Here is a 13,483-nt window from a genome sequence, read left to right on the forward strand (position 1 = left end):
ATCTTGCCCCCCCGCGGCCCCCCCCCCCCCGCTCACCCCCCCCCCCCCCCCCCCGGCCGCCCCCCCCCCCCCCCCCGGGGGGGGGGGGGGGGGCCCCCCGGGGGCGCCCCCCCCCCCGCCCCGCGGGTGGACCCGTCAGCCGTTCGACACCGTCGCGTACCGCGGCGTGCCCTCGGCCATCTGCCGCAGCGCGTCCTTGCGGTCCCGCTTCGACAGCTTGTCGATGTAGAGGAACCCGTACAGGTGGTCGGTCTCGTGCTGCAGGCAGCGCGCGAAGAAACCGGTGCCCTCGACCCGGATCGGGTTGCCGTCCTTGTCCTGCCCGGTCACCGCGGCGTAGTCCGGCCGGGGCAGCTCGGCGTACGCCGTCGGCACCGACAGGCAGCCCTCGTTGCCGTCGTCCAGCACCCGCCTGCTGCCGGCCGGCAGCTCCTCCAGCACCGGATTGACGACGTGGCCGATGTGGCGCACGCCCTCGTCGTCCGGGCAGTCGTAGACGAAGACCTTGAGGTCCACGCCGATCTGGTTGGCGGCCAGGCCCACGCCCTCAGCCGCGTACATCGACTGGAACATGTCGTCGATCAACGCCGACAGCTCGCCGTCGAAGGCCGTGACGGTCTTGACCTCCCGGTGCAGCACCGGGTTGCCGTACACGGTGATCGGACGCGCGGTGCCCTTCGAGAGGTCCGGCTCCTCACCGACCACCTTCACCGGCTGGGCCTCGCCCTGGGCCGGCTCGTGGTCGTGGTCGTGGTCGTGCTGGTGGTCGTGCTGCTCCGCCATCGCTGCTTGTCTTCCGCTTCCCTGGGTGTCTGGCCTACCGATCAAGGGTAAGCCGCCCGCTCAGCAGACCTCTTCGAGATCCCGATATGCCCGGGTCCCCGGGGCCGCCGCCACCCAGCGGTCCAGCAGCGTCCGCACCAGGACCGCCGGAGCCGCGATCCCGCACTCCCGCTCCACCAGCCAGGACATCCCGCCCGCGCCCTGGCTCAGGTGGCTCAGGTGCCCCGGGTGGGCCGCGTCCCCGTCGTCGTGCGGGTCGTGGTGCGCGGTGTGCCCGTCGTCGGACGCCATCCGGCTCTCCGAACACGCCCGGCAGAGCAGCCGCACCGACGACGTCCAGTCCTCCGCCGCGTACCCCGCGTCCGCGACCAGCCGCTCCAGGGCGTCCCGGTCACCCGCCGTGGCGGCCTGCAGCAGCACCACGTAGGTCGGCACCGGGGAGGGCGCCCACAGCTCGATCTCGTCGAACACCGGGTACGCCACCCCGTCGGTCACCCGCTCACCGTGCGGGGCGCCGTCGTGCAGCACCACCTCGCCCCAGCGGCGACCCGAGGACGGCAGCGGGATGGACAGCACCTCGATCCGCGCGGGATCCAGCCGCCGCCCCCACACCACCTCGGACTCCCCGTCCGGCGACAGCCGCACCGGCGTCGTCCCCAGGTCCAGACTGACCGGGCCGTCCGACTGGGCCCCGGCCCCGCCCGGCAGCCGCAGCCCGTACGCCTGCCAGGCCCGCCGCGCCAGCGGCCAGTCCTGCAGGGCCGTCGCCGTGATCCCCAGGTTCCACCAGTCGGGGGCGCCCTGCTCCCGGTCCAGCAGCGCCACCGCCCGCAGCCCGGCGGCCCGCGCCTGCTCCCAGTCGCGCCGGAACTTGTGCAGCAGCGCGAGGTTGAACCACGAGTCCGACAGCCACGGCTCCAGATCGGCCGCCATCACCAGCAGGGCACCCGCGTCCTCGTACCGGCCGTCGCCGATCAGCGTGAAAGCCCGATCGGTCGTCTGCCGCCAGGTGGCGGACGGCCGGTGCCGTGCCCGGTGGAAGATCCTCACGTTCGTCCCTGCCGTCGTCGTCCGCTCAAGTCCCGTATCCGCTCCCGCGTCACGGGCCCGGTGCCCCGGGTCGGTGTTCCACGCTACGACCGCATCCAACCACGCCCGCCACCGCCCGCGCTCCCCACAAGCACGCTTCCACCCGCTCCCGACCCCCACCCCTACCCAGCCTGCCCGCCCCGACGCCCCGCCTCAACCCCAACCCCCCGGCACCCCGGCACCCCACCGGCGAGAGCGCCCCTTCCCACCCACCCCGTCCGCCGCCCCCGGCCCCCACCCTCCCGAGAGCCACCCCCCGAAAAGCCTTACCCCCGCCGGCAACTACCCCCGCACCCTCACCAACGCATCCACCACCCGCCCGTCGTAGACCCGGCCCCGCCCCAACCGCAGCACCTCCAGCACCTCCAGGCGCCCCACCGCCTCCCCCACCCCGCGCCCCCGCGCCGCCGTCAGCAGGTCGTCGTGCGCGTTCGCCACCCGGATGATCCGCGCCGCGAGCGGCACCGCCGGCTCGTCCGCGTCCGGCCGCCCGTGCCAGGGGTCCGCCAGCCGGGCGACCTGTTCGGCCACCTGCCGCGGTACCCCCGTCCGCCGGATCACCTCGCTGCCCAGCCGGGCGATCCGCTGCTGCTCCTCCTCCGGGAGCAGCGCCGTCGCCCCGTCCGGCACCGGTTCGACCAGCGACAGCTGCCCGACGTCGTGCATCAGCGCCGCGTACTCCAGCAGGGCGAGCTCGCGGGTGCTCAGCCCCAGCTCGCGCCCGACCGCGCACGCCGTGTCGGCGACCCGGCGGGCGTGGCCGCGCGGGGTGTAGCCGGCCACCTCGGTGGCCTTGGCCAGGCTGGCGATGGTCTGCCCGGTGGTGGCCCGGACGGCGGCCGCCCGCCGGAACGACACCTGCGCCAGCAGCAGCGGCGCGCAGAACAGCGGCAGCGCCCAGAGCCCGACCTCACCCGCCGCCAGGCTGACCAGCATCCCGGTGGCGGCGATCGCCGAGCCGATCCCGAACAGCGACCGCAGCTCGTCCTCCAGCGCGGCCGGGAACCGCAGCCCGCTCCGGGCCCGCCGCAGTACCGCCGCCAGGGTGGCGTCGCACAGGGCGGCCAGCGCGGCCACCACCGTGAGGAACACCCCGTACGCGGGGCCGTCGGCCGAGAACCGGTCCACCACTCCGCTGGTGTAGAGCGGCTGGAAGATCGCCGCCGCGAACCCCGCCCCGAGCAGCCGCCGGGCGGCGCCGTCGAGCCGGGCCCGGTCCCGCCACGGCGCCCGGCAACGGCGTCGGACGCCCCGGGGCAGCGCCACCGCCGGCAGCAGGGCGAGCAGCAGGCCCGCGCCGGTCACCGCGACCGCCTGGAGCACGCCGTGCGCGGTGGGCAGCCCGCGCAACGGCCCCAGCAGCGCGTACGCCAGCGCGCCGGCGGCGCCGATCGGTGCCTGCTCGCGATCGCCCGGAAGAGTGATCCGGACGCACTCACCGAGCGCGATCAGCACGGTGAAGGCCAGGGCCACCCCGGGCTCGGCCATCCCGCGGACGGCCACCGCGCCGAACGCGAACGCCAGCAGGACGACGGCCCCGGCGTGCACCGCGGCCACCCCGCCCACCGGCGGGCCGCCGCTCACGACGGTCCGGCCGTCGGCACGGTGCCGCCCTGGGCGGGTACCCGGCGCGGTCCCGACCGCACCGGTTCGGGCACGCCGAGCGGGATGTCGGGCACCGCCCGGATGCAGTCGTCGGACGGCGGCAGCACCGGCTGCCAGTCGTGCACGGCGAGCGCCTCGACCAGCGCCCGGACCATCACCGGGTCGAACTGGCTGCCCGAGCAGCGTTCCAGCTCCGCCACCGCCTCCGTGACCGGCCGCCCGCGCCGGTAGGACCGGGTGGAGGTCATCGAGTCGAAGGCGTCGGCGACCGAGATGATCCGCGCGAACTCCGGGATCTGCTCACCCGCCAGCCCGCTCGGGTAGCCCCGGCCGTCCATCCGCTCGTGGTGGTGCAGGATCGCGGCGTGCGCCTCACCCAGGAAGGCGATCTCCCGCACCAGCTCGTACCCGTGCACCGGGTGCACCTCGACGGCCCGCCGCTCGGCCGCGTCCAGGGGACCGTTTCTGCGGAGCAGTTCGGTGGCGACACCGAGCTTGCCGACGTCGTGCAGGATGCCCGCGAACCGCAGGGTGCGCAGCCGCTCGGCCTCCATGCCCAGCTGACCGGCGATCAGGACCGCCGCCTTGCCGACCCGTTCGCTGTGCCCGCGGGTGTAGGCGTCCTTGATCTCGACGGCCTGGACCAGCGCCTGGACGGTGGCCTGATGGGCGTCCCGCTCGCGGTGGCCCTGGGCGAAGACCCAGGCCGAGATGGAGAGCGGCAGCAGTGCCAGCAGCGCCGCGAAGGCGCCGTACGGGCCCTGCCAGAGCACCGCGACCATCAGGCCGCCGGCCGCGTGCACCAGCACCGGCAGGCCGAGCGCGGCGGCCGGGCCGCGGAGCAGGACGGTCGCCCGCCGCCCCTCGGCCAGCACCAGCATGCCGCCCACCAGCACCCCGTTGGCCAGGCAGAACGCGGCCAGGGCGGCGAACCCGGGCAGCAGGGCGGCCGGGAAGCGGGAGCCGAGCAGCAGCTGCGGTCCCGCGAGCAGGTGGAAGACCGCCGAGGCGGCGAAGGCGGAGAGGGCGAGTTGCGCGCCGTTCCACACCTGCCGCCGACGGCACTCCGGCTGGGTGTCGCCCAGCAGGGCGATCGGCACCGCGACCAGCGCGGCGGCGGCCGGTGCCAGCATCAGCACCCCGGCGAACAGCACCGGGAAGAAGGCGTTGGCCAGCGGCCGGGCCGGCGGCCGGGCGGGGAGCGGCGGTCGGCGCAGCAGGGCGCGGAGCAACCGTCGGCAGGGTGTGGGCTGCCCCTGCGCGAGCGACTCCCAACAGCCGTGCAGGAAGGCCAGCAGACCGACCTTGGGCCAGTCCACGGGGGCGCCGAGCCAGCGCGGCACGCCTGCCGGGGTCGGTACGGGCAGCAGTGGCAGCAGGCAGCAGAACGCCGCCACCGGAACGGCCACGAGGTAGCACACCGCACCCCTGGGCAGGTCCGTGTCTCCACTGTCGGTAGCGATCTCGACCTCCCCGCCGTCCTGGCCCGCTCCGCGCTCAGCCCGCCGGGCTACCGACGGTGAGTGTCCGTCAGGAGGATAGGCCGCTGCCCCCGCGTGGGGACGCATGATCGCGGAATGCCGCAGTTGGCGCACCACCAACTCACTCGAACGAGTGACGGCGCACGCAAGCAGAAAGGGAGCGACCCCCGGAGCACACGCTCCGGGGGTCGCCGAGTCCTCAGGTGGCCGGCCCGCCGTGGGAGGGCGGCCCGCTCACTCCGCCGGTGCGCCCGCCTCGACCGGCGTACCCGGCCTGGCCACCGACTCGGCGGAGGCCTTCGCCGACGGCCGGCCCTGGTCGGAGACCTCGCCGTGCGCCTCGACCGTGGCGTCGACGGCGACCACCACCGCCTCGCCGGAGCGCTGCCCGGCCCGGATCGAGTCGATCCTGGCCAGCACCTTGCCCCGCAGGTCGGCCGGGGTGTCGTCACACCCGCAGCACCGCTTGATCAACGCCTTGATGGCCTGCTCCAGGCCGTACTTCTCCAGGCACGGCGAGCACTCCTCGAAGTGCACCCGCAACTTGGCGTAGTCGCCCTCGGCCATCTCGTTGTCGAGGAATTCGTAGAGGTGGTCGAGGACCTCGCCACACTCGGTGTCGTGCGGATCGCCGCAGCTCATGAGCCCGAGCCCTTCGCTTCCTGCCCTGCCCCGCTGCCGGCCGGGACCAGCCCGCGCTCACGGGCGTAGTCCTCCAGCATGCCGCGCAGCTGACGGCGGCCACGGTGCAGTCGGGACATCACCGTACCGATGGGAGTACCCATGATGTCCGCGATCTCCTTGTACGCAAAGCCCTCTACGTCCGCGAGATACACGGCGATTCGGAATTCCTCCGGGATGGCCTGGAGGGCGTCCTTCACGTCGCTGTCCGGGAGGTGGTCGAGCGCCTGGGTCTCGGCCGAGCGCAGACCGGTCGACATGTGCGACTCGGCCCGGGCCAGCTGCCAGTCCTCGATCTCCTCGGCCGCGGTCCGCTGGGGCTCCCGCTGCTTCTTGCGGTACGAGTTGATGAACGTGTTGGTGAGGATGCGGTACAGCCAGGCCTTGAGGTTGGTGCCCTCGCGGAACTGGTGGAAGGACGCGTACGCCTTGGCGAACGCCTCCTGGAGCAGGTCCTCCGCGTCGGCCGGGTTGCGGGTCATCCGCAGCGCGGCCGAGTACATCGGATCCAGGTAGCCCAGGGCGTCGCGCTCGAAGCGCTCCCGCCGGGCCTCCTCGCTCTCCTGCGCGGACACGCGGAAGGTGTCCTCACCGATCGCCTCGGCCAGCTCCTCACCGGTGAGCGCCTCACCCGCAGGCAGGCTCTCCTCCGGGCCCCGGCCCGGCTCGGCCTCGTGCTCGGTCCCGACGACCGGACCCACCTCCTCGGCATGGCTGCCCACCACGGGCGGCCCCGAAATGGAGGATATCGGGCTGACGGGCTTCTCGCCCGCGACAAGCCAGTCCGACCAAGAGGGGGCGAATGCCGTGGCGGCCTCGCGCTCCTCAGGCCGCTCGGGGCACGCGATCGAACCCATCTGTGCTGCCTTCCACCCGGGACTCAAGCTGACGAGCATGTCAACCATGCCGACGGCGCCCGCATTCCCGGCCCCCGGCAGGTATTCACTCGCACGGGTGAGCGGGGCCGCGACAGCCCGTTCCCGGGCCGGTCAGAGCAGGCCGAGCAGCCAGTCGCCGACCGCCCCGGTGATCAGCTCCAGCACCTCGTCCTGTCCCATCGGCGCCCGCTTGGGCACCTCGAAGCCGTGGCTGCCGTACGGCACCGACACCAGCTCGTGCCCGGCCGGCAGCGCGGGGAACTGCTCCGGCCCGCCGAACGGGTCCGCCACGCTCTGCACCACCAGCGTCGGCAGCCCCGACTCCAGCAGCTCCTCGGCCCGGCTCTTCTCCGGCTTGCCCGGCGGGTGCAGCGGGAAGGCCAGCGCCACCACCCCGACCGCCCCGGTGGCGGCCCCCGTCCGGCAGGCCACCCGGGCCCCGGCGCTGCGCCCGCCGACCACCAGCGGCACCCCCTGCCCGGCGAGCCGCTCGGCGACCGGCGTCCACCCGGTGTCCAGCGTCCTGGGCGCCGGCCCCAGCCGCTTCCCGGCCACCCGCCAGGGCTGCTCGACCAGCGCCACCGTGATCCCCCGCGCCGGCAGCGCGCCGGCCAGTGCCACCAGGTCGCGGGCCCCGGTCCCGCCGCCGGCGCCGTGACCGAGCGCCAGCACCGCCTTCGGGGCGGCCGCCCGGTGGTAACTGATCCGGGCGTCCCCGGCGGGCGTGGGGACGAGTTCCTGCGTCACGGCGTGGGCTCCAGTACTCGGAAGGGCGGTGCTCAGAAGAGGGTCGTCTCGTGCTCGACCTCGACCCACGGCCGGGTCAGCTCCGGACCGTTGTTGCGGATGCTGCCGACGGCCGGCGAGACGGGCGTGGCCAGCAGCGCGCCGGGCGGCGGGGGGACGAGCAGCCGGCGTATCCCGTCCGGGTCGTCCAGGCCCGGGTCCAGCCAGTCGTCGAAGGACTCCCGGTCCAGGAAGAGCGGCATCCGCTCGTGGATCGGGGCGAGCAGCTCCTCCGCCTCCGTGGTGACGACGGTGAAGGTCACCAGCCAGGCGTCCGGATGGTCGGCGGGCACCGCCCGGTTGCGCCAGAACTCGTACAGCCCGGCCAGCGCCAGCGGGGCGCCGTCCACCCGGGAGACGAAGAACGGCTTCTTCCGGGGCTTGCCGCGCTCGCCCGGCAGGGTCTGCCACTCGAAGTAGCCGTCGACCGGCAGGATGCACCGCCGGGAGGCGAAGGCCTGCCGGTACGACGGCTTCTCGTGCACCGTGTCCGAGCGGGCATTGATCATCTTCACCGCGGTCTCGGGGGACTTCGCCCACTGCGGCACCAGACCCCAGCGCAGCACCCGCAGCTGCCGGACCGGCGCGGGCTCCCCCTTGCGCTGTCGCTCCAGCACCACGAAGGCGCGCTCGGTCGGTGCGACGTTCCAACTGGGGGCCAGCGTCTCGGCCGGGTCCCACTGCTGGACGCCGAAGAGCTCGACGATGTCCTCGGGCTGGCTGCTGGAGGCGAAGCGACCGCACATGCCGTCAGCTTGCCACGACCGCCGCTCTCAGCACTTCCTCATCCCGAAGTGCGAACCACCGCCTCCCGCCCGCTCGTCCCCGCATGGGAGGCTGCCACCCCGGACGGGGCCGACACGGGCACCGCGGGCAGGGCCGGACGGAAGCGGGGAGCAGGCATGGACGCACAGAGCATCGGCGAGGTGTGGGACCGCGTGACCGGCACCCAGCCCGCCCCTCCCGGCTGGCTCACCCTGGCCACCGGCGCCGTCGCGCTGCTCGTGGTGGCCGCCCGCCCCCTCTGGCGGTTCGCCCGCAACGCCGTCACCATCGCCCACGAGGGCGGCCACGGCCTGGCCGCCCGCGTCACCGGCCGCAAGCTCGCGGGCATCCGGCTGCACTCGGACACCTCCGGGGTCACCCTCTCCTACGGCCGCCCCACCGGTCCGGGCATGGTGCTCACCGCCGCCGCCGGGTACACCGCCCCGGCCCTGCTCGGCCTCGGCTCCGCCGCACTGCTCGCGGCCGACCGGATCACCCTGCTGCTCTGGCTGGCGATCGCCCTGCTGCTGGCACTGCTGGTCCGGATCCGCAACGCCTTCGGCCTCCTCACCGTCCTGCTCGCCGGCGCCGCCTTCTTCCTGGTCTCCTGGTTCGGCAGCACCGACGTCCAGGCCGGCTTCGCCTGCCTCGGCAGCTGGTTCCTGCTGTTCGGTGCCGTCCGCCCGGTCCTGGAGCTGCAGCACCAGCGCCGGCGCGGCCAGGCCCGGGACTCCGACGCCGACCAGCTGGCCAGGCTCACCGGCGTTCCCGGCCTGGCCTGGGTCGCCCTCTTCCTGATCACCACACTGGCCTGTCTGGCCCTCGGCGCCGGCTGGCTGCTGCCCGCCCGATGACCCACCGGGCCGGTCCAGCGGGCCACCGCCCCGGCGCCTGAAGCCCCACCCGCCCGCCTTGAGCCCGGGCCCCGCGCCGAACCCGCCCCGAGCCGAAGGGCCCGTCCCGCCCGTCTTGAGCCCGGGCCCCGCGCCGAACCCGCCCCGAGCCGAAGGGCCGCGCCGGTGCCGAAAGGGAGAAGGGACGGAGCGACGAAGGAGCGACGGAGCGCCGACCGTCGGCACCGGGTCGAGCGGCCCGGAGGCGAGCGGGCGAAGAAACAGCCCGGCGGCGGGCGGGCGATCAACCGCGCGGACTGTTCCCGTACGGCCCCTAAACTTGCCCCATGACCGAGACCCTGTGGCCCGCCCCCGTCGCGACCACCCCCGTTGACGCCACTGTCACCATCCCCGGCTCCAAGTCGGTCACCAACCGGGCTCTGGTGCTGGCCGCCCTCTCCACCGAACCCGGCTGGGTCCGGCGCCCGCTGCGCAGCCGCGACTCCCAGCTGATGGCCGACGGCCTGCGCGCGCTCGGCGTCGGCATCGAGGAGCAGGTCAACAACGACTCCGGTGGCGTCGGCGGCGGCGAGGCCTGGCGGGTCATCCCCGCGCCCGCGCTGCGCGGCCCGGCCTCCGTCGACGTCGGCAACGCCGGCACGGTCATGCGCTTCCTCCCCCCGCTCGCCGTCCTGGCCGACGGCCCGGTGCACTTCGACGGCGACCCGCGCAGCTACGAGCGCCCCCAGCACGGCGTGATCAACGCCCTGCGCGCGCTCGGCGCCCGGATCGACGACGGCGGCCGCGGTGCCTTCCCGCTCACCGTGCACGGCACCGGCGCGCTGGACGGCGGTGTGGTGGAGCTGGACGCCTCCTCCTCCTCGCAGTTCGTCTCCGCCCTGCTGCTCTCCGGCGCCCGGTACAACCAGGGCGTCGAGGTCCGCCACGTCGGCGGGCCGGTCCCCTCCCTGCCGCACATCCGGATGACGGTCGAGATGCTGCGCCTCGCCGGCGCCCAGGTGGACGCCCCGGAGGACGGCGGCGAGAAGGACGTCTGGCGGGTCACGCCGGGCGCGCTGCTCGGCCGCGACATGGTGGTCGAGCCGGACCTCTCCAACGCGGCGCCGTTCTTCGCCGCCGCCCTGGTCACCGGCGGCCGGGTGACCGTCCGTGACTGGCCGAAGCACACCACCCAGCCCGGCGACCAGCTGCGCGACATCTACACGCAGATGGGCGGCGTCTGCGAGTTCACCGACGAGGGCCTGCAGTTCACCGGCACCGGCCGGATCCACGGCATCGAGGCGGACCTGCACGACGTCGGCGAGCTGACCCCGGTGATCGCCGCCGTCGCCGCCCTCGCCGACTCCGAGTCCCACCTGTACGGCATCGCGCACCTGCGGATGCACGAGACGGACCGGCTGGCCGCGCTGGCCAAGGAGATCAACGACCTCGGCGGCGAGGTCACCGAGACCGAGGACGGCCTGCGGATCCGCCCGCGCAAGCTGCACGGCGGCATCTTCCACACCTACGAGGACCACCGCCTGGCCACCGCCGCAGCGGTGATCGGCCTGGCCGTCGACGGCGTCCAGGTGGAGAACGTGGCCACCACCGCCAAGACGCTGCCGGACTTCCCGAAGATGTGGGACGAGTTGCTCGGCGGGGCAGTGGTGGGCGGCTGAGCGGGAGACTGGGCACATGCGCCGCTACGGCAAGGACGCCGACGAGGACGACATCCGCAACCGCCCCGCGCGCCGGGGATCCCGGCCGCGGACCAGGATCCGGCCCAAGCACGAGGACGCGGCCGAGGCGATGGTGCTCACCGTCGACCGCGGCCGGCTGACCTGCCTGCTGGACGCCGGGACGAAGCAGGAACGCGAGATCGTCGCCATGAAGGCCCGTGAGCTGGGCCGCAAGGGCGTCGTCGTCGGGGACATCGTCAACATCGTCGGCGACCTCTCGGGGGACGCCGACACCCTCGCCCGGATCGTCCGGGTCGAGGAGCGCACCTCGGTGCTGCGCCGGACCGCGGACGACGACGACCCGTTCGAGCGGATCGTCGTCGCCAACGCCCACCAGCTGGCCATCGTCACCGCGCTGGCCGACCCCGAGCCCCGGCCCCGGCTGATCGACCGCTGCCTGGTGGCCGCGTACGACGCCGGGATGGAGCCGCTGCTGGTGCTCACCAAGTCCGACCTGGCCCCGGCCGAGCCGCTGCTGGAGGCCTACGCGCCGCTCGGCATCAACTACGTGGTGACCCGCCGGGACGAGCTGGCCACCGAGGGCGCCGAGGCCGTCCGGGCGCACCTGCGCGGCCGCTCGACGGTGTTCATCGGACACTCCGGCGTCGGAAAGACCACCCTGGTCAACGCCCTCGTCCCGCTGCACCAGCGGACCACCGGGGTGGTCAACGCGGTGACCGGCCGCGGCCGGCACACCACCGTCTCGGCGCTGGCGCTGCGACTGCCGCCGCCACCGGGCGCCAAGCCGGGCTCGAAGAAGGCGCTCGACCCGGGCTGGGTGATCGACACCCCGGGCTTCCGCTCCTTCGGCCTCTCGCACATCGACCCGTCCCGGGTCATCCACGCCTTCCCCGACCTGGAGCCCGGTACCGCCGACTGCCCGCGCGCGTGCAGCCACGACGAGCCGGACTGCGCGCTGGACGCCTGGGTCGCGGACGGCCACGCGGAGCAGGCCCGGCTGTACTCGCTGCGCCGTCTGCTGGCGAGCAAGGAGACCCGCGAGGGCGACTGACGTCGCGGCCCCGGCCGTTTTCGCGCGTTCGAGGTGTCGGAGCGGGCCAGCCTGGTGATCATAGGAAAGTCGGGCCGGATCACGGCCCGGCCCGTCGATCGACAGGGAGAGCACGCGATGGCATGGGCCCTGGTGATCCTGGCCGGCCTCCTGGAGACCGGCTTCGCGATCAACCTCAAGCTCAGTGAAGGCTTCACCAAGCTCTGGCCCACCATCAGCTTCTGCGTCTTCGCCCTCAGCAGCTTCGGCCTGCTCACCCTCTCGCTGAAGAGCCTGCCGGTCGGTCCGGCCTACGCGGTCTGGACCGGCATCGGCGCGGCCGGCACCGCGATCTACGGCATGCTCTTCCTGGACGAGACCAGCTCGGTGCTCAAGCTGGTCTCGATCTCGCTGGTGATCGCCGGTGTGATCGGGCTCCAACTGAGCGGCTCGGCGCACTGATTTGTCGCCCGCTCGCCTCCGGGCCGCTTGATCCGGCGCCGACGGTCGGCGCTCCAACGCCCCTCTCCCCCAGCCTTCGGCCGGGGGGACCCCCATCTCGGGGCGTCCTCGCTTCTCCCTTTCGGCACCGGCGCGGCCCTTCGGCTCGGGGCGGGTTCGGCGCGGAGCGGAGCTCAAGACGGGCGGGGCGGGGTTCCGGCTCGGGATGGCCCTTCGGCTCGGGGCTTCGAGGGGGGCTGCACGGGGGACGGACGTGCGGCGTCCGCTCCGCGAGCCCGACTGTCCCGATCGGGTGGGGCTCGCTAGGGTTTCGACCATGGCCGATTACCACGACGATCTCCGACTCGCCCACGTCCTCGCCGACTCGGCCGACTCGGTCACCCTGGAGCGCTTCCGCGCCCTCGACCTGAAGGTCGAGACCAAGCCCGACCTCACCCCCGTCAGCGACGCCGACAAGGCCGCCGAGGAGCTGGTGCGCAGCGTGCTCCAGCGCGCCCGGCCGCGCGACGCGGTGCTCGGCGAGGAGTTCGGCCTGCAGGGCACCGGCCCGCGCCGCTGGGTGATCGACCCGATCGACGGCACCAAGAACTACATCCGCGGCGTACCGGTCTGGGCCACCCTGATCGCGCTGCTGGAGGACGGCCCGGACGGCGTGGAGCGCCCGGTGGTCGGCATCGTCTCCGCCCCCGCGCTGAACCGCCGCTGGTGGGCGGCCAAGGACCTCGGCGCCTTCGCCGGCCGCAGCCTGACCAAGGCCGCTCGGATCCACGTCTCCGGCGTCTCCCGGCTGGAGGACGCCTCGTTCTCCTACTCCTCGCTCTCCGGCTGGGAGGAGCGCGGCCGGCTCGACCCGTTCCTGGACCTCACCCGGGCCTGCTGGCGCACCCGCGCCTACGGGGACTTCTGGTCCTACATGATGGTCGCCGAGGGCGCGGTGGACATCGCCGCCGAACCCGAGCTGTCGCTCTGGGACATGGCCGCGAACTGCATCATCGTCGAGGAGGCCGGCGGCCGGTTCACCGGCCTGGACGGCGTCCCCGGCCCGGGCGGCGCCGACGCCGTGGCCAGCAACGGCCTGCTGCACGCGGAAGCCCTGCGCCGCCTCAGCGTCTGACCCCGGCAACATCGGCCCCGCGCCGAACCCCCGCCCCGCCCGCATTGAGCTCCACCCCGCGCCGAACCCGCCCCGAGCCGAAGGGCCGCGCCGGTGCCGAAAGGGAGAAGGGACGGAGCGACGCTGGGGGCACCCCCGGCCGGAGGCTGGGGGAGAGCGAGGGAGCGCCGACTGTCGGCGCCGGGTCAAGCGGCCCGGAGGCGAGCGGGCGACAACACAGCGGGCCCGGCGACCGGTTGGGCCGTCGCCGGGCCCGCGGGGCAACGGGGTGCCGCT

At 74.4% G+C, this 13,483-nt stretch carries 13 protein-coding genes; 5 read left to right on the plus strand and 8 right to left on the minus strand.

The window, feature by feature from the left end:
- Nucleotides 1–135: 135 nt before the first annotated feature.
- From def to ACFVYI_RS17925, 8 genes are all read right to left on the minus strand, one after another.
- Nucleotides 136–783, minus strand: coding sequence for a peptide deformylase (gene def, locus ACFVYI_RS17890; protein ID WP_387886344.1), 648 nt, complete (start codon nucleotides 781–783; stop codon nucleotides 136–138).
- A 60-nt stretch (nucleotides 784–843) separates the two neighbouring features.
- Nucleotides 844–1,833 (minus strand): tetratricopeptide repeat protein, encoded by a 990-nt coding sequence (locus tag ACFVYI_RS17895; RefSeq protein WP_387886346.1) that lies wholly within the window; start codon nucleotides 1,831–1,833, stop codon nucleotides 844–846.
- Between the two features lie 321 nt (nucleotides 1,834–2,154).
- Nucleotides 2,155–3,456, minus strand: coding sequence for an HD-GYP domain-containing protein (locus ACFVYI_RS17900; protein ID WP_387886347.1), 1,302 nt, complete (start codon nucleotides 3,454–3,456; stop codon nucleotides 2,155–2,157).
- Nucleotides 3,453–4,898 carry an HD-GYP domain-containing protein gene (locus tag ACFVYI_RS17905; RefSeq protein ID WP_387886349.1) on the minus strand — a complete coding sequence of 482 codons (1,446 nt, stop codon included), beginning with the start codon at nucleotides 4,896–4,898 and terminating at the stop codon, nucleotides 3,453–3,455. The genes ACFVYI_RS17900 and ACFVYI_RS17905 overlap by 4 nt, the downstream gene beginning before the upstream one ends.
- A gap of 294 nt (nucleotides 4,899–5,192) precedes the next feature.
- On the minus strand, nucleotides 5,193–5,600 hold the full coding sequence (rsrA, locus tag ACFVYI_RS17910; RefSeq protein ID WP_387886351.1) for a mycothiol system anti-sigma-R factor: 408 nt from the start codon (nucleotides 5,598–5,600) through the stop codon (nucleotides 5,193–5,195).
- Entirely contained in the window at nucleotides 5,597–6,340 is a 744-nt protein-coding gene (locus tag ACFVYI_RS17915) for a sigma-70 family RNA polymerase sigma factor (protein WP_387886437.1), read from the minus strand. The genes rsrA and ACFVYI_RS17915 overlap by 4 nt, the downstream gene beginning before the upstream one ends.
- Before the next feature lie 288 nt (nucleotides 6,341–6,628).
- The gene (locus tag ACFVYI_RS17920; RefSeq protein ID WP_387886352.1) at nucleotides 6,629–7,264 is read right to left on the minus strand and encodes an alpha/beta family hydrolase; all 636 of its coding nucleotides are present in this window, start codon (nucleotides 7,262–7,264) and stop codon (nucleotides 6,629–6,631) included.
- A gap of 32 nt (nucleotides 7,265–7,296) precedes the next feature.
- The gene (locus ACFVYI_RS17925) at nucleotides 7,297–8,049 is read right to left on the minus strand and encodes an SOS response-associated peptidase (protein WP_387886353.1); all 753 of its coding nucleotides are present in this window, start codon (nucleotides 8,047–8,049) and stop codon (nucleotides 7,297–7,299) included.
- Nucleotides 8,050–8,205: 156 nt separating this feature from the next.
- Between ACFVYI_RS17925 and ACFVYI_RS17930 the strand changes: the two genes are divergently transcribed.
- The 5 genes from ACFVYI_RS17930 to hisN all read left to right on the plus strand — a co-directional run bounded on the left by ACFVYI_RS17930 (nucleotide 8,206) and on the right by hisN (nucleotide 13,207).
- Nucleotides 8,206–8,922, plus strand: a complete 717-nt coding sequence (locus ACFVYI_RS17930) for a M50 family metallopeptidase (protein ID WP_387886354.1) — start codon at nucleotides 8,206–8,208, stop codon at nucleotides 8,920–8,922.
- 326 nt (nucleotides 8,923–9,248) lie between these two features.
- A complete protein-coding gene (gene aroA / locus ACFVYI_RS17935) occupies nucleotides 9,249–10,580 on the plus strand; it encodes a 3-phosphoshikimate 1-carboxyvinyltransferase (RefSeq protein ID WP_387886357.1) in 1,332 nt (443 codons plus the stop codon).
- Nucleotides 10,581–10,596: 16 nt separating this feature from the next.
- Complete coding sequence (gene rsgA, locus ACFVYI_RS17940) at nucleotides 10,597–11,652, plus strand: ribosome small subunit-dependent GTPase A (RefSeq protein WP_387886358.1); 1,056 nt, start codon at nucleotides 10,597–10,599, stop codon at nucleotides 11,650–11,652.
- Between the two features lie 117 nt (nucleotides 11,653–11,769).
- Nucleotides 11,770–12,093, plus strand: coding sequence for a multidrug efflux SMR transporter (locus tag ACFVYI_RS17945; protein WP_360638538.1), 324 nt, complete (start codon nucleotides 11,770–11,772; stop codon nucleotides 12,091–12,093).
- Between the two features lie 316 nt (nucleotides 12,094–12,409).
- On the plus strand, nucleotides 12,410–13,207 hold the full coding sequence (gene hisN / locus ACFVYI_RS17950; RefSeq protein WP_387886361.1) for a histidinol-phosphatase: 798 nt from the start codon (nucleotides 12,410–12,412) through the stop codon (nucleotides 13,205–13,207).
- Nucleotides 13,208–13,483 lie beyond the last annotated feature (276 nt).

The sequence above is a fragment of the Kitasatospora sp. NPDC058218 genome, from assembly GCF_042882445.1.
GTDB lineage: Bacteria > Actinomycetota > Actinomycetes > Streptomycetales > Streptomycetaceae > Kitasatospora.